Genomic DNA, 19,213 nt, shown 5'->3' on the forward strand with positions numbered 1-19,213 from the left:
TCCTAATTGGTGAGCGCTAACGATCCAGACAGTCTTTCTCCTTCGGGATAAAAAATTCACTGTATGAAGCATGTGCTTATTCTATGCCCAACTTTCTTTAGGTGTTCCATAGTTATAAAGAACGACTGAACTGTCCATAACAATAATAACCACTTTGATAAAAGGAGAGGTCACGAATGAAACAACGCAAACATATTTTGTATAATCAACCACGTGCTCATACAATTGGGAATGTGGAATATATAAACAGTGAATGGGTATTCTTTGACGATGAAAATGATGAAGCATTTTTATTAGAGGATATCATTGAAGACGGATTTGAAGTTTTATATAACAATAATTGGCTACCGGCAAGATTCTACGAACAAAATATATTACAAATTGCCGATGAACATCATCCACTTCAAAATGGTGAGATAATACGAATTCGTAAAAAATTGCTACTCAGTTATCATGAATGGTTAGAAGAACTACCTGATTCCGCTTTTGCATTCTTTGCGGAAACATTGCAGTCATTTAATTATTCTTTATATGACTGTATCTATTGTCATAATTTCTTATCGTTCCAGCCGAAAGACGGGCCTTGTGAAGGCGTAAACCTTCTATTATTTGATAACGAAGAAATGATTTGCTCATTGCACCATCATTATGTTCGTTTTTCTACTTGTAATAAAAATATATTTAAGTTTATAAAAGCAAATGGCGAAGAATTACATGTAGAATCTATGTGAATACAAATAGAAAAGCCACCTTATTTTTACTAAAAAAATAAGGTGGCTTCTCTTTACTAAAATAGGTCAAATCCCATCGGTAAACGTAATCCAAGATACAATACAATAACAAGCGCAATAATGAATTGACCCCAAAACGCCCCTGCTGGTTTATTCTTGCTTGTTTTTACAAGAACCATTTCCATTGCAGCAATAACCCAAACACCAACTAACATTTTTAGGCCATACCACATGTGAATGTTTCCTGTCGCAGTTTTCATAATGCTTTGATACAATAAGAAACCTGTTACAATAATGATAATATACACAAGACGAAGCCCCATATGTACGCCTTTACCTTTTCTTCCTGCCGTATACATGGAATACGCCACAAAGAATAAAATGAGCCCTAGTGCCCACGCTGTAATATGCATGTGTGTTGTCATATTATCCCCCCTCTTCTTTTCACACTTTTTCACTTTATATGATACCATGTCTATTTCTTTTCAGGAAATGTTTCGCTTTTCCCAATTTAAATGATATAATATTTAGAGTATTTATAAACTTCTTGTAATAACAAAAGGGGGAACAATCATGATTCAAACAAAAGATATTATCGAACTAACAGACACATACGGTGCAAATAACTATCATCCACTTCCAATCGTTATTTCTAAAGCAGAAGGTGTTTGGGTAGAAGATCCTGAAGGAAATCGCTATATGGACTTACTTAGTGCATATTCTGCGGTAAACCAGGGACATCGCCATCCGAAAATTATTAATGCGTTAATCGATCAAGCAAACCGTGTTACGTTAACTTCTCGTGCTTTCCATAGCGATCAATTAGGTCCTTGGTACGAAAAAGTTGCGAAATTAACACATAAAAATATGGTACTCCCAATGAATACAGGTGCGGAAGCTGTTGAGACTGCAATCAAAACAGCTCGTCGCTGGGCATATGACGTGAAAAAGGTAGAAGAAAATAGAGCTGAAATTATCGTTTGTGAAGATAACTTCCATGGTCGTACAATGGGTGCTGTTTCTATGTCATCCAACGAAGAATACAAACGTGGATTCGGACCAATGCTTCCTGGTATTGTTGTGATTCCTTACGGTGATTTAGAAGCATTAAAAGCAGCGATTACACCAAATACAGCTGCATTTATTTTAGAGCCAATTCAAGGAGAAGCAGGTATTAACATTCCACCAGCTGGATTCTTAGAAGAAGCTTACAATGTATGTAAAAAAGAAAACGTTTTATTTGTAGCTGATGAAATCCAAACTGGTTTAGGTCGTACAGGTAAATTATTTGCATGTGATTGGGATAACGTAATTCCTGACATGTACATACTTGGTAAAGCACTTGGCGGCGGTGTATTCCCAATCTCTTGCGTTGCTGCAAACAGCGACATTTTAGGCGTATTCGAGCCAGGTTCTCACGGTTCTACGTTCGGTGGTAATCCACTTGCATGTGCTGTTTCTATCGCATCTCTTGATGTATTACTAGATGAGAAACTAACAGAGCGTTCTCTTCAATTAGGTGAAAAATTAGTAGGACAATTAAAAGAAATTGATAATCCGATGATCACAGAAATTCGAGGCAGAGGATTATTTATCGGAATCGAATTGAACGAGCCTGCTCGTCCATATTGCGAAAAGTTAAAAGCAGCTGGCCTTTTATGTAAAGAAACACATGAAAATGTAATCCGTATTGCACCACCTCTTGTAATCTCTGAAGAAGATTTAGAGTGGGCATTCCAAAAAATTAAAGCGGTATTATCTTAATCAAAACAAGCTGCCTTTTACGAGGCAGCTTGTTTTATGAAACAATCATTCTTGAGAAAAGTAATATCCCAACGATAACTGGAAATAGAAGCAACATACCTGCTATACAGGAGACAACCACATGTTTTAATTTCCACCAATCACTTCTTATCCCTTTCCGAAACCAAAACAATGAAAACGGTATAATGAATATTACTGCCGTTACCAATCCTGGAACATATCTTTCTGCCAAGATTGTTCCGCCAATGTGAAACAATCCATTCATAAATATCATTGCTTGTATAACGAGCAATGTATAAAGCGTAAATTTCTTTCTAACTATCAAATGAGCATATGCACATAAAAAAACAATACTTGTTAGTAAACATACTGCTATCAAAAAATGTTGTTTCTGCATCATATTTTCTTCCATATGAATCGGTTGGATATATTTCATTTCCGGGAAAAAATAATATTCCTCAGCATTATGAAATGCAAATAATATAGGGATGAGCCAAATGGATAAACGGCTATTTAACTTCGTTTTGAAGTGTTCCAATATGTTGTACTGTAACCGTTACTTCATCACCAGCATGTAAAAACTTGGGTGGTGTAAATCCCTTCCCAACTCCCGCTGGTGTTCCAGTCGCGATTATGTCCCCAGGCTCTAACGTCATCCCTTTACTTACAATAGAAATAATATCTTCTATTGTAAATATCATATTTACTGTATTTGAAATTTGGCGAAATTCCCCGTTCACTTTTGTCTCAATGTTTAATTTGTTTGGATTTTCAATTGCATCCTTATGAACTAGATACGGCCCCATTGGGCAAAATGTATCAAAACTTTTCCCTAAGAAAAATTGTTTATGTTTTCTTTGAATATCTCGAGCAGTTACATCATTTACAATTGTATAACCAAAAACATGTTCAAGCGCCTTCTCTTTTGCGATTTGCTTTCCACGTTTTCCAATTACAATTGCTAGTTCCCCTTCATAATCTAGTTCATTCGTTGCATGCGGATGACTGTGGATCTTCTCTTCATTCCCAATAACCGTCGTCGGTGCCTTGGTAAAAATCATAATATCCTTTGGAACAGATTCCTCTCCGTCCATTTCTATCGCATGATCACGGTAATTTTTTCCGACGCAAAGAATATTTTTTCTCGGCCTTGGAATAGGTGCCAATAGCTTCACATCTTGTAGAGGGTAATACGCCGTTGTTTCATTCTCCTTTGCCCAGTTTACAATTTCTTTTACTTTTTTAATAAAAGCATTTCCCTTTTCGATACACTCTAACATTGTAATAGGAATTGTAATTTTTTCGCCTTTTTGCCGTTGCACTTCTCGAATATGCAGCACTGTTTCTTCATGCTCATCCACAATACCAACAAATACCTTCTCTTCCTTCTTCACTGTAACAAACCGCATTATTTCCACTCTCCATCCTAAAACTCATACAATGTAATTGTATTCGCATTCCTTTAAAAAAAACCTGCCAATACATTTTAATTTTTACAAAACTCCCTACTCTTCACACCGCTCAATGCTATTTTGGAATAAAATGTAGAATTTTTACCTTTTTTATCGAAGTTGTTTCTTTTTTATGGAATTTTTGTATAATATGTACTACATATATAGTCAAAATTTATAAAGAGATGGAGCCGATTCTATGTTTGAGCAAGCGATTGAAAAAAAACGTGAAAAAATGATATACTTTGCTGAACGCTACGGAATAACTTCTCAAAAAACAGTGGATTGTAGCCAAGAACTGGACAGGCTCTTAAATGTTGTTTGGCTGATGAAAGTAGATTTCGTCCAAACGCATACTATAGACAGACACACACAATAAAGTGTGTGTCTTTTGTTTGAAAAAAGACACATTTTAATGAAAACGCCCATACAATAATAGAAAAGAATATTTATCCTGCCTTAAGGGGCAGTAAAACCTCCACCGATTAAAGTTTCACTTTATCGTTTCTTTAACAGCAAGAAAAATATTATCTATGAAAGGTGTTTGCTATGCCAGCAATGGTTGGACATATTCATATCGTTAACATTGGATCGAGTGGTATTTTTCACATTGGAGATGTATTTGCAATCAGGCCGATTAGTTACTCTCGTGCTTTTGCAGGAGCTGGTTCTTTTAATGTAGGAGAAAGTATCTCTGTATACAATTATCAAAATACAACAACCGTCAATGATACTGACGTGATTGATCAAGCTATAATCGGATCCAACTAAAGGAGGCGATTCGTAAGTGAACTTTTATGTACAACAAAGTATTATCATTAACAAAATAAGAATTGATAGTATTACAACATCATCCGTTTTTCAAATTGGAAGTTCCGGTAGCATTAAAGCATTATCTAAATTTTCTAATACCGGCGGATTTACAGCGCCACTTCGTCCCTTGAAATCAAAAGGACAAATTCTTTCTATTAAACCATGATGGGTTCTTCTTAGGCTCTTTATGTCATAAACATATAGAGCAAGCATACACACCCCTCCCTATTGAAAAGGAGGTTTCATACAGTGAATCAAGATATATACATTTACCTACAACAATTTCAACAAGTTCTTCAAAAACAACAAGAAACAATCCATGCATTAGAAGAACAAGTACGTAGACTAACAGAAGAACTTGATGAACTAAAAAGCCGGCCCTCCTCTTCTATAGGAAAAGTAGAATATAAATTCGATCAATTAAAAGTAGAAAACTTAAATGGTACGTTAAATATCGGCTTAAATCCATTCTCAACCAAAGGACAACAAATTGAAGATTTTGAGGTAGATACAGAAACATTAAAAGTAAATCCAGAGACACAAACAAACCCTGATTTTTATCAAGGCATTATTCAAGAGATGCATCGCTATTTAGACGAAGAAGCATATAGCAGAATCCTTCATTTTGAACAAGAACAGCGGACGCCGCTCGATGATATGTATCGACAAATGATGATTGATGATATAAAAAAGCAAATGGAACATCGCCTTCCTTATTATTTATCACAAGTACAGCCGTATGAGGACATTACATCAAACCCCGAGTATATGAAAGACGTAATTATTCAGGCTATGAAGCAAGATATCGATAAAGCGTTCCTTTCCTTTATTCAGCACATACCGAATAATTTTCGAAAGGAGTAAATTCATATGAATTTTACCGTTGTCAATCGTGAAATAAAAGTTGGGCAGGTTAAAACGAATGGGGTATCTTCAGCTGCACTTTTTTTAATCGGTGATGCGAGTCTCCTAATTCTCTCTTCTATTCTCGATACACCTTTCGAGTCAGTGACTGAAGGTCCATTTGTACCTCTCGTAACTGCCGTACCTTCTACTCCAGGTTAAGGAGGGGCTTCATGCTTCGACACATTTCAATTGTTCATCAACCAAAAGTTATTTCTATGGGGAATGCTGGTATTTTTCAAGTTGGTGATGCGAACCAGATGGAATTAAAAACCCGAGCTCTTATCGTACACCGTGAAATTCCTTACTATTTAAAAAGCGAAGGAAGATTCGAGGATTTTAAAATCTTTACAGATGAGTACATTACAATTCCCAAAAGATCGACAGATGTCAAAATGAATATTATAAATGAATGCCCCTTTATTGAAGTAAATGCTGTTACGATTCGTACTTTATTAAATTCTGGCTGCTTTCAAATCGGTTCAGTTGATTATGTATTTAGTAATTCACGTATTCACCAAATGCGCCAATATATTTCAGATGAACATTTCAACAAATAAATCATATAGTGATGTTAAAGAAGACTGCTGAAGTAGGTGAATAATATGCCCTCTGTCGTTGGCAACCTCGTTGTTCAAAATAGTAATGGCTCTTTTAACTTAGGTGATTTCTATAATGTATCTCCAAAAGAAAATACAAAGGCATATAACGGGTCAGGAGCATCAAACGTTGGTTTTGTAGTCAATACATTTAACGGTGTCAGTGCAACGAATACATTTGATTCAGATGTTGCGGATCAAGATCAAATTGGAACAGCTTAAAAAAAGTAGGAGAAAAGTCTCCTACTTTTTTCGTTCTTTTGCTTTTCATGTTCTCACTTCATTAAGTGTAATCATTCTTATTGTTTAGTCTTTGAATGATAATCCTTGTTCCTTCAAAGCAGTTCTAAGTTTAGGTAAAGATGCTGGTCCCATACCGTGCAGTTGTAAAATCTCTTTCTCACTATATTTTGAGAGCCGCTGCAAAGAAGTTATTTCCTTGTGTTGGAGCGCTCTTCTCGCTGGTGCCGAGAGAAGTGAAAGAAATCCACTTTCTGGTTTTCGTTCCTTCTCACAGATTGGGCAAGAAGGACAGTCGCTACTTTTATAGTATTGATGTCCACTGTCACAAGTCCTTAAACTTTTTTTGGATGCTACCATTTTACATAGCTCCTTTCTAAAGTTACATCTTTCCTCTTTTCATATTTATACTTTGCTGTATATTTCACTCACTTTTTTAATCAACATGTACTATGTGATTCCCATCAAAGAAGTATAAATATTTCCCCTTCACAGGATGATGTAAGCTTTTCTCTAGCGCTTTCGCATATAGATTAATTTGCACTTTATAACGGTCTTCTAAAATAGGTCGCGCTTGATCGTATCCACCCGGAAAACGCCCTTCAATTGTATCTGTTTTAAAATCAATTAATACAATCCCATCTTCCTCTTCTATCATACAATCAATAACCCCTTGGACAAGTATAGATTCTTTGCTCTGACCTTCCCACTCTTGATATGCCTCTTTTGCTGAAAGCATCATCGTAAAGGGCACTTCACGCTCTACACTCTTCGCAGCTAACACACGTTTACCAAGATCCGTATCAAAAAATGCTACAATTCGATCAATCGCAATTTCTTCTGCTTGCTCAAATGTTAGTAATTCTTTATTTACCATTTCCGCAATTTGTTCTTTGATTGTTTCTGGTGTAATCGTTTTTTGTAAATTAACATGCTGCATGACGGCGTGGACAGCTGTCCCTCGTTCAGCGTAGGTCAACCCCTTTTTCTCCATAAAGCGAGGTCGCGTTTTTATAGGAGCACGAAGTTTTTTAATAAAAGCATGATCACTTCCATCTTCTGACTGATAATTCCGCTTTATTTCCGTAACAGATTGCTTCGCCCGGTGCATTGTTGCACCTTCATGCGCATACTCCCATGTTAAACGAGCATACACTTCTTCTTTTCGTTCACTTTCTAGCGGAACAGTTTTTTTCTCACGAAGTGCTTCTAACAATTCTTGCTTCTCTTCTTGTACTGGTTCAGGTGCAAGTAAAGTGCTACCATCAACGACTTCCACTTTCCAGCTCGCATCGTATTCATAAATTTCATTTGGTATATTTCCTTGTCCAAGTTCAAGAAGCATTTCACTATCACGATGTCTATATAGTGACGGCGCAATCCAATCTAAGTAACAAGATGCACCCGCACGAAGATAATCTGGTAATAACCAATCTGTATGCTCTCTTGCATCAAGCCACTTTTCCATTTCTTTTGCTTTATCTTTCACTGTACCAATTAAAATTAACTTCTCTTTCGCACGCGTTAAAGCAACATATAATACGCGCATCTCTTCCGCAATAAGTTCCATCTTCATTTTACGTTTAATGGCCAATTGCGATAGCGTCGTATATTTAATTCGCTTACGAGGATCAATAAACTGTGATCCAAAACCGAAATCCTTGTGTAATAAGAATCGTTTCATTAAATCTTGTGTATTAAAACGGCGTCCAAGTCCCGCTACAAATACAACCGGGAACTCTAACCCCTTACTTTTATGAATCGTCATAATTCGCACAACATCTTCTTGCTCGCCAAGCGCTCTCGCTGTTCCCATATCATCCCCGCGCTCTAAAATCCGCTCAATAAAGCGAAGGAAACGGAATAACCCGCGGAAAGATGTTGCTTCATACTGCCTTGCCCGGTCGTATAATACGCGTAAGTTAGCCTGGCGCTGTTTTCCTGCTGGAAGACCACCAACAAAGTCATAATAACCTGTCTCACGATATACTTTCCAAATCAAATCAGAAAGTGATTGCTGGCGTGCAAATTCACGCCATCCTTGCAGAAGGTTATAGAACCATTGTAGTTTTCCGTGTAATTCCGCCTCTTCCTCAAGTGGCGCTCCTTGTAAGAAGGAACGCATCACTTCATAAAACGAACCTTTCTTTTCATGAGCACGAAGCATCGCAAGCTCCTCATCATGTAACCCAACAATTGGGGAACGTAGTACAGCGGCAAGCGGAATGTCTTGCATCGGATTATCGATTACGCGAAATACATTCATCATAACGGTCACTTCTGTTGCTTCAAAATAACCCGTTGCAAGCTCAGCGTAAACAGGAATACCTTGCAACTTTAATTCTTCCATAATTTGAGGAGCCCACGGCATCGAGCGAAGTAAAATAACAAAGTCACGATATTTCACCGGGCGCATGCTATCTGTTTTACGATCGTATACTTCATAACCCGAATCCACCATCGCTTTAATTCTCCCGGCCATTAAACGCGCTTCCAGCTGTGCTTTTTCTACTTCGACACCGTCTTCTCCCTCTGCCGATTCTTCACCCTCAGACTGATGAATACATAATAGCTCAGCCGCTACATCTTCCCCTTCTGGATACCTTGCACCTAACTTTAGTTCAGCATCGGCGTCATACTCAATTTCCCCGACCGTTTCGCCCATAATTTGTTTAAAAATAAAGTTCGTACCGGCTAACACTTCGTGACGACTACGGAAGTTTTTCGCTAAATCAATCTTCATACCGCCGTCTATTCCTTCAGCCGTAAAACGTTTATATTTCCCTAGGAAAAGGCTCGGTTCTGCTAGTCGGAATCGATAAATCGATTGTTTTACGTCGCCAACCATAAACAGATTGCCTTCTTGCTCAGAGTCTTTCGTTACAAACTTAATAATCGACTCCTGGACAAAGTTTGTATCTTGATATTCGTCGACAAGTACTTCAGTAAATTTATTGCGATATTGAAGCGCAACCGGTGACGGACGAAGCTCACCATTTTCTGTACGTTCACTTAAAATTTGTAAGCAAAAATGCTCTAAATCTGTGAAATCAACCATTCCTTTATCACGCTTGATCGCTTGGAATCGCTCCGTAAATACTTTTACAATCTGAACAAGCTTTTCTAGTACAGGATGCATTTCCTTAAAATCACGTAAAAAACTTTCTGGTTTTCGGCTAAACAACTCTTCTTGTAACTTCTTCACTTCATCTTTTGCTTTATTTCGAAGTGAATCTACTTGTTTTACAATCTCTTCATTGTAGTCACTCTTCTTAATACGCTTTAGCGTTTGCCACGAAACATTTTGCATCGCTTCATAGACACTTGTCCAAGACTGATGTGCTGCACTAGATAACGTTCCGAGTAACACCAAATCTGCTTGTAATGTCTCCATGCGGGGGGCTGGCCCATCTGGAAGCATAGTAAGTTCAATTGCTTTTTGAACATGCTTTTCGGCAGTTTCTAGCTGAAACTTCACATCTTCTAATAAGTAAGAAGCATACGTTAAATCCTCAATTGATTTTCCTTCCACATCATATGCTTCCACTAGCTTATCAAGCCATTTCTCTGGATCTGGATGTGCTCTTGATTCTGTATGAAGCGCTAAAATCATGCGCTGCAAGTCATCATCACTTCGGTCACTCGTATAGCGATCAACAAGCTCAAAGAAAATATCATTTCCCTCTGTGCCATATTCCTCTTCTAATATGTCATCTAATACTTCTTCTTTTAATAATTCATTTTCTGTCTGGTTTGCAATGCGAAAACGGGGATCAACGTCGAGCATATAGTAGTACGTTCGAATAACTTGTAAACAGAACGAGTGAATCGTTGAAATCGATGCTTTATTCAATAAGCTGAGCTGCTTACGAATATGCCCTGATCCTGGATCATCAATTAATACTTTTTCTAACGCTTCGCCAATTCTGTTCTTCATCTCTTGCGCTGCTGCATTTGTAAATGTTACGACAAGCAGACGATCTACATCAACTGGATTCTCAGCATTAATAATTTTGCGAATCATTCTTTCTACAAGTACAGCTGTCTTTCCTGACCCAGCTGCCGCCGCCACTAAAATATCACGGCCATCTCTGACAACTGCCTTCCATTGATCATCTGTCCATTGACTACCATCAGGTTTCTGTGGCCAATTCTCTATCATTCGCCAACCTCCTCTCTCATTTTCTCCATCGCTTCACTATCTTTCATATCTTTTAACGTACGGAACTCATTATCTTCAAGCGATTCATCAAACTGACAAACAGAGCGGAAATTACAGAACGTACAAGCAGCCTTATTCCCCATTTTATACGGTGCAATATCAATCACACCTTCTGTAATGTCTTTCCCGATGTTTTCAAATGTATGATGCACATATTGCTGTAAAGTTGTAAATTCTTGTTCACTTGCAATGCTAGAACGCGCGCTAAAACTACCATCTTTTTTCAGACCAGCAGAAATAATGTCTGAACTTCCCGTACTTAACTTATTGTCCATCAATCGAACAACATCCGCATCTCCTAACACGAGACCTTTCATTTTAAATTTCTTTAAAATTTCTTTTTCAATTTCTTCTTCCGAAGCATCGCCTTTCATTTCCACAATCGGGTTATGAATATGGAAATATAGAACACCAGCAGGTGATGCCGCCTGTCCCTTTTTCATCCACGTATTTGCATTTGAAATGACCACGTCTAAATACGTTAACATTTGAAGTGCTAAACCATAATATACTTCTGTTAAATCTAACGCTTTCGTGCTTGATTTATAATCAATAATCCGCAGGAACGTACCGTTTTCATCTTCCGCTTTATCTACGCGGTCAATCCGGCCAACAACTTCCATTTTCACACCGTTTGCGAGTGTAAACTCCATCGGCGGAAGTGAACCTGTCCCGCCCATACCGAATGGAACCTCTAAGTCAACTGGCACGAATCCACTAGACTTCGCATGTTCACGAAGGATAAGTGACGTACGGAAAATAATTTGCTGCAGTTTTTGTTTTAAATAATGATTCCGATTTGAACTTAATAAAATTTGCCTTTGCAGAAGCGGTGCGATTTCTTCAATTACTGCCGCAGACAAATGCTCACACTCTTTAATCGATAAATCAGCCCAAGTGCGATTTTCCCTAAGTAACTTATCTGCAATTTTCTTTAGTGCCGCATGGAATAATTCACCGATATCCGGTGCATCTAATTTGAAAATATCACGCTCTCTTAGTGATAATCCATGCTGTGCAAAATGAGCATACGCGCAGCGATTAAATAGTTCCATACGAGAGACGCTTCCTTTAATTGTATCTCCGTATAGATTTCTACTTACAACTGGGCTGAGTTTCTGTGCACGGTTTCGATAAAATAAACTAGATAATACCCGACTACTTTTTTGTTTCCACTCGGGCGATGTAACATAGAAGTTATATACATCCCACCAAAAATCAAGATTTCCTTCAAAACCGTATCGTTTCCAGTTTTGTAATTGTTGCGTCACATATGACAAGGTAACTTCTGGCGTTGCTACATACGAAATTTGCGCCTGACGAGACAAGTCATTCACATCATTCGTTACAAATACTTCTTTAATAGAAGGGAACATTCTTTTCACTTTCTTAATAAAGCTAGATGAAAGTAACGTTTTTCCTTCTTCATCCGCGAGTGGACAAGAAATGTATAGCTTCTCAGAAGCACGAGTTACGGTTTGATAAATCACAAATTGCTCTTCTAATAAAGTCTGCCTTGTTGTCGGCGCTAATTCTACACCAGCTGTGGTGAGAAGCTCTCTTTCTTCATCTGATAACATGCCTTCATTTGAAGGGGCTGCTGGAATGATTCCTTCATTCGCACCAATTACAAAAGTTGCACGAACATTCGATAACCTTGATCGATCAATATTTGCAATAAGCACTTGGTCTAAAGAAGGCGGGATATTTGCAAATTGAAGTGCCTCAAGCCCAGTTGTCATTACATCGATAAACATCGAAAGAGACATCTTTTCTTCACCAAGCATCTCTACAAATGTATCAAGAAGGTTCATGACTTCTTCCCAAACTTGATCATGGTCACTTGCAAATAAGAAATTCCCCTCTGCCTCAGCACGCATACGCAAATCTTCTAGTTTTTTAGGAACATCTAATTCTTCTAAAAACAAATATACCGCTTCACACATCTGTACAATTGAACCGGAACGTTTTAAGCGTTTCTGCAAACGAATAATCGGTGTTCGTACCACATCACGAAGGCGGTTTATTTTCTCTTCCATTTCACGTTCACTATCTGTTTGCGCTCCAAATGCCCCATCTAACGAACGATAACGGCGATATGTCCACGGTTCATCTGCCGTCCATCTCTTTCCTTGTACGCCATATGCTAAACAGTAATTTTCAAACGCGTCCATTTCTTCACGCATTGATTCTTTTCTTACATCTAACGGATATAGCAGTTCCGTTTTTATACAGCGGAATATCGCATCATAACGCCAATTTCCGCTAATAATTTCTAGCGCAGAACGAATACATTCAATTAATGGATGATGTGACATCGGGCGCTTCTCATCGATAAAATGCGGAATATCATAATCCGTAAACAATGTTTTCATTACATCATAATAGCTTTCTCCGTTTCGAAGAAGAACCGCAATATCTCTGTAGCGATACTCCCCTTCTGCAACAAGTCTGCGAATTTCTCTAGCTACACCTTCAACTTCTGCTCGCAAATTTGCCGCTGTATATAATGTAATATCTGGTTCACCTTGAAACTTCTTAGCAGGACGAGATTCAAACTCAGCTTCTAAATGTGCTAGTGCTGGTGAGCAAAAACGCGGCTGTTCTCTCAGCGAAATCGTATTTTCAATTGCAATTTTCTCCTCACGTGCTAACTGTTTCACTTTTTCATACGTAAGCACGGTTTGATAAAACAAATCTAATTCACTTACTGGCTGTGCTAACGTTTTTTCATCTACTGTTAACGTAACTGTAATTCTTGCTCCGCAAAGCATAAGCCTTCTAATAATTTCTAATTCCCCAGGTGAAAAGGAATGGAACCCATCTATATAAATTTCTGCACCTTTTACATAGTCCGAACCAGGAAGCTTTTCTACAAGTAACTGTAAATAATCTTCTGAATCTAAATATTTACCAATTAAAGCCCGTTCAAAATCATCATATAAAAGCTGAAGATCGTACATTTTATTTGCTAATAATTTTTGTTCATCACCACTTGAATGAGTATCTAATTGTTGCCACATCTCATATACATTCGATGGCGTTACATTATAGCGTTTAAACTCGGAAATCATACTGCCTAAGTGCTCAAAAAAGCCATTTTGTTCTGCTGCTTTTTGAAACACATATAATCCTTCCTTACGCGATTCTACAATTTTGCGCAGTAGCATATGTACGCCTGCCTCATCAATATGAAGACGGCTTGCGCCACCAACTTCTTGCAGAACCTTCCATGCTAACCTTGAAAAACTAAACACTTGCGCCCTGATCGAGCCGCTAACTTCTTCATTTCCTATTAATGCTTGCTGCGTTTGGAACGTCATTTGTTCCGGTACAAGATATAAAATGGTTTCGCCTCTTGGACGCTGTCTTAATTCTTCTTGTACTTCGTGTAAACAAAATGTACTTTTTCCACTTCCAGCCCGTCCAATCACAAATCGTAGCGACATGTAATCCCCACCTTCCACTGACATAACGAACGTTAGTTTGATATCATCCTTGTATTATAGCACAAAAAAAGACAAACACCCTTTGTTTGTCTTTCACATTCCTTTCTTATAAAAACTTTCCATTACCCCTTTGAAAAGTTCGTTTGTACTTCTTTAATTGGCCAATAGCGTAAATCTACTTTCCCGACCACAGTATCTGCTTTCACAAAGCCAAAATGTCTACTATCCCAGCTGCCGAGACGATTATCACCAATTACAAAAATATGCCCCTTTGGAACTACCTTTTCTCTCGTTAATTCTTCTAATTTAAAGTCACCCGTCAGCTGTCTTCCTTCCGCTTGCCTCTTATATGTTTCTAAATAAGGCTCATCAATAAATTGACCGTTTATATACAATTTGTCATGCTTATACTCGATGTGATCTCCTGGTAAACCGATAATTCGCTTTACATAGTCTTCTTTTTTATTCGCATGAAACACGACAACATCAAATCGGTTTAAATCCCCAACTTGATAGCTAACCTTATTCACAACAAGCATGTTCCCATCTTGAAGTGTCGGCATCATTGACTTCCCCTCTACAACATACGTGGAAAAGAAAAACGTTCGAAAAAAAACTGCCAATAGCACACCTATAAAGATTGTTCTCATCCATTCTAGGCCTTCTTTTTTCAAAGCACGCTTCATCTGCCTCTCCCCTCACCCTTCTCTATAATAGAGCCTTACTCACAGCGAAGACTAGTCTCAATGTAGTTCAAGTTTTACTTCAATTTTCTTACCGACATACCATAAAGTAAAAATGACACCTATGACAATAATTGTTTTTACAGGCTTATGGATAAAAGAAGTTAAATCAGATCCGATATAACTTAAAATAAAAATCATAACTAATTTTCCAAGCGCTAGCGCTAACACAAACTGTCTTATACTAATGCGGGATAAACCGGCCACAACATTAATCAGTGCAGACGGTGTAAAAGGAAAACAAAATAAGATAAAAATAGGTGCAAATCCTTTCCTTTCAATCCATCCCATCGCTTTGCGTACTTTCGGATGTTTATTCACAAACGAGAAGAATCGACTCCTTCCAAAACGTCGAATAACCGAAAATACAATTAATGCACCAAGAACCGACCCAATCCATGAATACAAAAAACCAAACCATAACCCGAAGGCAACTGCATTCGCCATCACAAACACAATAAGTGGCAATGCCGGGATCAGTGCCTCCACCATCGGCAGGCCAATACCAAGGAGCGGCCCAAATGCCCGATAACTTTCTACAAGTTGATTCATATTTTCCGCAGAAAAATACTCTTTGATTGTTTGAAAATCCATTCTACAAATTACCCCTTTACTATATTCCTACCTCTACTTTATCATCGCTTATTGTAAAGAGGAAATGGTAGATACGACATATGGAGATGTATTTATTAAAGTTCCATAGTTTTATGTAAAAATCCTTCATTATTATTGTATGATAATCTATCAATATTTGACAGGATACTACATATTGAGAAATAAAAAAGGATGGTTGTCCCATCCTTTCTGCTTATCAGTCATTATTCATTTATGTCCTCTTCTTTCACAAGATACGCTTGTTCATATGCAGGCTTTAATTTAGATTCATCTTCTTTATCCACTTGCTTAAAATGAAGCTTTCCTTGTTTATTCTTACGATCCTCGTACTCTGTTCGCAGCTTTGCAGTGCGATTTTGCTGATTCTCAAAACTGCTCCTTGACATTTCTAGTTTCACTGCGAAACCGTTAATGAATCGAATAATTAAGTTACCATCTGCTGACTCTTTATTGTTTGCAATGTGAAAATGAGACAACCAGGCACATTCTTTTCTAGAATAAGAATACGTAGGAAAAAAGTAAAGCTGATCTGTTGGGCTAATTGCAATGGGTGCTTTATGCGTAATCTTTGTTAACTCTTTTGTACCGTCTTTTCTGCCGACAAAACTCCTGTAATACATAAAAAAAATAAACATTGTATTACAAAAAAAACAAAAGAGCACAGCGTGTATAAGTAGTGCTGGTAACACTCTTATACCGTCAACCTGATTACGCCAGGTAAACACTTGCTATACTCTCATGTGTTATTTTACATTATGTAGGGTCTATTAAGCAACGTTTACCAAATTGGTGACGTTGCTTTTTTGTTTCCACAAAGGAGACATGTAATATGGAAAGAAAACGTATAGAGGTTATAGCAAGTGAAGAATCCTTCCACAACTTATCATCATTCACAGAAGTAGAAGCATTAAATAAAACTATTCGTACATACAGAGACACAATCCGTATGTCTATTAAACGTACCGATGTACAGTCTAAACTAATTGAATTACTTGAAATTTTAAAGCGCCATAGTTGTAAATATGTAGGTGTTAGTTTCCTATGCAAAAATACAATTGCTGACATGATGGAAGTGTCTTATAAAACTATACAACGTTTAATGAAGAAACTTGTAGAACTGAACATGATTAACCAAGTATCTATGAAACGTAAATCTGATATGTTGCAAACAGCTAATGCAATTATTATTCAACCTATTATGGAAGAAGTGTCCGACAAGGTACCAGGTAAAAGTCCTACAAAGTGTCCTACCATTAAAACAACACCTGTTTTCTTAAAACAAAATATAAAAGATATAAACAAACGTAATAATAATGATAATAGCAATACTACTGAAGAGAATATTAAACAAGTTGATTTTGTTGCTCATTGGGTACCAGAACGTTTTGCTTCTTTAACTAGCTCTTTTTATTCTGAATCTAAAACAATTCAAGAACTGTGGAAGGTCGTAAGACAATGTAATAGAATCGTTAACCATTTAACAGGAGATAAAGCATTTACTAAAGACCAGGAACTTACTATTGGCTTAAAAGCTATCAAAGAGTTTGTTATGAAAATTAAATCTGGAACAAAAATGAAGAATGGTAAATTCGCTTATTTCAACGGGATTGTAAATAACTTAATGGACAAGTTCTATTTTGATAAGGAATTTATGGGAGCATAATCCCTCTGAAAAACACGAACAAACGTTTGATTAGTTCTCAACAACTTGTTATTATATTAGATATTCCATACATAAAGTGAGGTATACATTATGAAACCATTAACCAATAGACAAGCTCAAATACTAACTTTCATCCAAGAAAAAGTCATAGAAAACGGATATCCTCCAACTGTTAGGGAAATTGGCAAAGCGACTGGTCTTGCTTCTAGCTCCACAGTGCATGGACATTTACTGCACCTAGAAGAGAAAGGATATATTCAGCGTGATCCATCCAAACCACGAACAATTAAAATTTTAATAGGAGGAAACATATATGATAACCAATCCAATAGCATTTGAAAAAGACAAATTGATTAGAGATATTTATACGAACCAAAAACAAGTTGCTGAATTATTATTACTACAAGATGACCAACAAAAAATTGCACAACTTATTTATGATTGGCATTCGCATAAAAACTTTTTTATACAAAATGCTGGCATAACAAAAATCTCTTTAGAAGAATTAAAAGAGAAACACACACAAATAATTGATTTACTTGAACGAGTTAAAGACCTCTAAAGTAATATTTACAGTTATTATGTAAAATTGGTATGATTTAGGTATTAATTCAAGGAGGTTTTTTTCATGAGTTATGATACAGTCGGTTCGTTGCAACGTATGCAACAATTGGAACAAGCAGAAGCTGCAGCCGGAAATAGATTAGTTTTAAAAAGAGCTAACACAACTTTAGATACATGGTTGGCAGTTATTGCAGTTATTTTATTCATTCCTACTTTCACTTTTTCTTTAGTAGCATTAGTGATTTATTATTTTACAAAGGAATTTTTCGCTAAAACATGCTTAGTAAAAAACATAGCAACTGGTGAAAAATTTCACGTTGATAAACAAGAATTTAAGAAGTACAAGAAGGATTTTAAAAAGAAGGAAAAACAAGTTAGAAGGATATCTGATTTGAAGTAACTAAAAAAAAAGCCGACTTATATAAGTTGGCTTTTAAAAATCAAAAAAGGTTTTCTATCCATTCTACAATAGGTTTCCAAAAAGAAAAAAGTAAAATAAATCCTACAACTATGGAAACTAAGAATGAAATAATAATAGGATGTCTTTCTGCAAAAGATTTTTTCTCGGGCGGCGTTGTAGCATTAAATTGATGACCAATAGAAGAATTTTTGATTTTGTTCTTATTGCCAAGTTTTATACTCATTTTCGCCCTCCAAACCAATGACCCAATTTAGAACCAGTAACTTTATTTTCATCTCCCATTTTTATGGATTCATCAAAAATTATATTTTCTATGTTGAAAATAACTTGTTCTTTTTTATTCTCATCCATTTCTACCTGCGACTTTATATCTAGGTCATCCAGGTTTTCATATTGTTTTTCCAGTTCCAAAATTACATCTACGAGTTTAGATTTTACATTAGCAACTATTTTGCTTAGTACATTTGAAGAACATTTTATACTCATCCCAGCAATTTGCAATTCTTCTGTTGAGATAGCGTGACACAAAGCAGTTGGTACAACTTTTGCATAATTTACGGCATCATCTTTGTCTATTACTTCCTGAAGCGTATTAATACTGTCATTTATGTACATTGTAGTAAGCTGATCAATCCGTTCTTGCGGTATCAATGCTTCTAATGGGACTTGAGCATTTGTATATTTAGTTGAATAGTTTACAAGAAATGTACCTACAGGTGCCCCTTTTATTATTCTATATGTAGGAATATCTTCCTTTGTATCAAATCCCTTTAACTCCCCTTGAATCCAATTCATAATTAATTCGTTATCAAGGTCTGATAGTATAACTTTTAACCTCAAGAGAATATTTTCAAGTGTTTCTTGACCATTAACCAAGTCTTTTAAAAGTTGACTTCTTGCCATATTATCACTCCGTTACTATTAAATTACTTTTTAGTCTACTAGAATTAAAAATCACACGCAATTAATTCAACATCTTAAAATAAAAAAAGCCGACTCAATTAAGAGCCGGCACTTTTTTATCGAATCCATTTA

At 36.7% G+C, this 19,213-nt stretch carries 22 protein-coding genes and 2 pseudogenes; 13 read left to right on the forward strand and 11 right to left on the reverse strand.

Annotated features, from left to right (window positions below):
- Positions 1-176 precede the first annotated feature (176 nt).
- Complete coding sequence (locus CN288_RS21680; protein ID WP_026590487.1) at positions 177-731, forward strand: DUF2777 domain-containing protein; 555 nt, start codon at positions 177-179, stop codon at positions 729-731.
- 56 nt (positions 732-787) lie between these two features.
- Here the strand turns inward: CN288_RS21680 and CN288_RS21685 are convergent, their stop codons facing one another.
- Complete coding sequence (locus CN288_RS21685; RefSeq protein ID WP_026590488.1) at positions 788-1,156, reverse strand: YisL family protein; 369 nt, start codon at positions 1,154-1,156, stop codon at positions 788-790.
- A gap of 148 nt (positions 1,157-1,304) precedes the next feature.
- Between CN288_RS21685 and rocD the strand changes: the two genes are divergently transcribed.
- On the forward strand, positions 1,305-2,495 hold the full coding sequence (gene rocD, locus CN288_RS21690) for an ornithine aminotransferase (RefSeq protein WP_026590489.1): 1,191 nt from the start codon (positions 1,305-1,307) through the stop codon (positions 2,493-2,495).
- A gap of 34 nt (positions 2,496-2,529) precedes the next feature.
- Here rocD and CN288_RS21695 read toward each other — a convergent pair whose 3' ends face one another.
- Together CN288_RS21695 and CN288_RS21700 are read right to left on the reverse strand one after the other, a co-directional pair.
- Positions 2,530-3,033, reverse strand: a complete 504-nt coding sequence (locus tag CN288_RS21695) for an HXXEE domain-containing protein (RefSeq protein ID WP_255260030.1) — start codon at positions 3,031-3,033, stop codon at positions 2,530-2,532.
- Positions 3,005-3,904 (reverse strand): fumarylacetoacetate hydrolase family protein, encoded by a 900-nt coding sequence (locus tag CN288_RS21700; protein ID WP_141527995.1) that lies wholly within the window; start codon positions 3,902-3,904, stop codon positions 3,005-3,007. Before CN288_RS21700 ends, CN288_RS21695 begins: the two co-directional genes overlap by 29 nt.
- Positions 3,905-4,145: 241 nt before the next feature.
- On the opposite strand from CN288_RS21700, the gene CN288_RS21705 reads away from it, so the two are divergent.
- From CN288_RS21705 to gerPF, 7 genes are all read left to right on the forward strand, one after another.
- A complete protein-coding gene (locus CN288_RS21705; protein WP_026590492.1) occupies positions 4,146-4,325 on the forward strand; it encodes an aspartyl-phosphate phosphatase Spo0E family protein in 180 nt (59 codons plus the stop codon).
- A 170-nt stretch (positions 4,326-4,495) separates the two neighbouring features.
- Complete coding sequence (locus CN288_RS21710; protein ID WP_026590493.1) at positions 4,496-4,717, forward strand: spore germination protein; 222 nt, start codon at positions 4,496-4,498, stop codon at positions 4,715-4,717.
- Positions 4,718-4,733: 16 nt separating this feature from the next.
- Entirely contained in the window at positions 4,734-4,925 is a 192-nt protein-coding gene (locus CN288_RS21715) for a spore germination protein GerPB (RefSeq protein WP_026590494.1), read from the forward strand.
- A gap of 83 nt (positions 4,926-5,008) precedes the next feature.
- Positions 5,009-5,623, forward strand: coding sequence for a spore germination protein GerPC (locus tag CN288_RS21720; RefSeq protein WP_098303074.1), 615 nt, complete (start codon positions 5,009-5,011; stop codon positions 5,621-5,623).
- A 6-nt stretch (positions 5,624-5,629) separates the two neighbouring features.
- On the forward strand, positions 5,630-5,824 hold the full coding sequence (locus CN288_RS21725; protein WP_098303075.1) for a spore gernimation protein GerPD: 195 nt from the start codon (positions 5,630-5,632) through the stop codon (positions 5,822-5,824).
- An 11-nt stretch (positions 5,825-5,835) separates the two neighbouring features.
- Complete coding sequence (locus CN288_RS21730; protein ID WP_098303076.1) at positions 5,836-6,222, forward strand: spore germination protein GerPE; 387 nt, start codon at positions 5,836-5,838, stop codon at positions 6,220-6,222.
- Between the two features lie 45 nt (positions 6,223-6,267).
- A complete protein-coding gene (gerPF, locus tag CN288_RS21735) occupies positions 6,268-6,483 on the forward strand; it encodes a spore germination protein GerPF (RefSeq protein ID WP_001141566.1) in 216 nt (71 codons plus the stop codon).
- An 84-nt stretch (positions 6,484-6,567) separates the two neighbouring features.
- Here gerPF and CN288_RS21740 read toward each other — a convergent pair whose 3' ends face one another.
- The 6 genes and pseudogenes from CN288_RS21740 to CN288_RS21765 form a co-directional block, all read right to left on the reverse strand.
- Positions 6,568-6,861 (reverse strand): RNA polymerase alpha subunit C-terminal domain-containing protein, encoded by a 294-nt coding sequence (locus CN288_RS21740; protein ID WP_098303077.1) that lies wholly within the window; start codon positions 6,859-6,861, stop codon positions 6,568-6,570.
- A 76-nt stretch (positions 6,862-6,937) separates the two neighbouring features.
- A complete protein-coding gene (gene addA, locus CN288_RS21745) occupies positions 6,938-10,663 on the reverse strand; it encodes a helicase-exonuclease AddAB subunit AddA (protein ID WP_098303078.1) in 3,726 nt (1,241 codons plus the stop codon).
- Positions 10,660-14,172: a helicase-exonuclease AddAB subunit AddB gene (gene addB / locus CN288_RS21750; RefSeq protein ID WP_098303079.1), complete on the reverse strand. Its 3,513-nt coding sequence runs from the start codon at positions 14,170-14,172 to the stop codon at positions 10,660-10,662. Before addB ends, addA begins: the two co-directional genes overlap by 4 nt.
- A 122-nt stretch (positions 14,173-14,294) precedes the next feature.
- Complete coding sequence (gene lepB, locus CN288_RS21755; RefSeq protein WP_026590501.1) at positions 14,295-14,858, reverse strand: signal peptidase I; 564 nt, start codon at positions 14,856-14,858, stop codon at positions 14,295-14,297.
- A 57-nt stretch (positions 14,859-14,915) separates the two neighbouring features.
- Positions 14,916-15,509, reverse strand: a complete 594-nt coding sequence (locus CN288_RS21760) for a TVP38/TMEM64 family protein (RefSeq protein WP_026590502.1) — start codon at positions 15,507-15,509, stop codon at positions 14,916-14,918.
- 224 nt (positions 15,510-15,733) lie between these two features.
- A pseudogene (locus tag CN288_RS21765) lies at positions 15,734-16,138 on the reverse strand (competence protein ComK); the annotation flags it as partial.
- 221 nt (positions 16,139-16,359) lie between these two features.
- Between CN288_RS21765 and CN288_RS21770 the strand changes: the two are divergent.
- From CN288_RS21770 to CN288_RS21785, 4 genes and pseudogenes are all read left to right on the forward strand, one after another.
- On the forward strand, positions 16,360-17,193 hold the full coding sequence (locus CN288_RS21770) for a cytosolic protein (RefSeq protein ID WP_098303080.1): 834 nt from the start codon (positions 16,360-16,362) through the stop codon (positions 17,191-17,193).
- Between the two features lie 90 nt (positions 17,194-17,283).
- Positions 17,284-17,529: pseudogene (locus CN288_RS21775) on the forward strand (helix-turn-helix domain-containing protein); the annotation flags it as partial.
- Positions 17,507-17,755 (forward strand): hypothetical protein, encoded by a 249-nt coding sequence (locus CN288_RS21780; protein ID WP_098303082.1) that lies wholly within the window; start codon positions 17,507-17,509, stop codon positions 17,753-17,755. The pseudogene CN288_RS21775 and the gene CN288_RS21780, both read left to right, overlap by 23 nt.
- Before the next feature lie 66 nt (positions 17,756-17,821).
- Entirely contained in the window at positions 17,822-18,157 is a 336-nt protein-coding gene (locus CN288_RS21785) for a hypothetical protein (protein WP_098303083.1), read from the forward strand.
- A gap of 40 nt (positions 18,158-18,197) precedes the next feature.
- Here CN288_RS21785 and CN288_RS21790 read toward each other — a convergent pair whose 3' ends face one another.
- On the reverse strand, positions 18,198-18,401 hold the full coding sequence (locus CN288_RS21790; protein ID WP_098303084.1) for a hypothetical protein: 204 nt from the start codon (positions 18,399-18,401) through the stop codon (positions 18,198-18,200).
- Complete coding sequence (locus CN288_RS21795) at positions 18,398-19,081, reverse strand: AbiTii domain-containing protein (RefSeq protein ID WP_098303085.1); 684 nt, start codon at positions 19,079-19,081, stop codon at positions 18,398-18,400. The genes CN288_RS21790 and CN288_RS21795 overlap by 4 nt, the downstream gene beginning before the upstream one ends.
- Between the last annotated feature and the right edge of the window lie 132 nt (positions 19,082-19,213).

The organism is Bacillus sp. AFS023182 (genome assembly GCF_002560575.1).
GTDB lineage: Bacteria > Bacillota > Bacilli > Bacillales > Bacillaceae_G > Bacillus_A > Bacillus_A arachidis.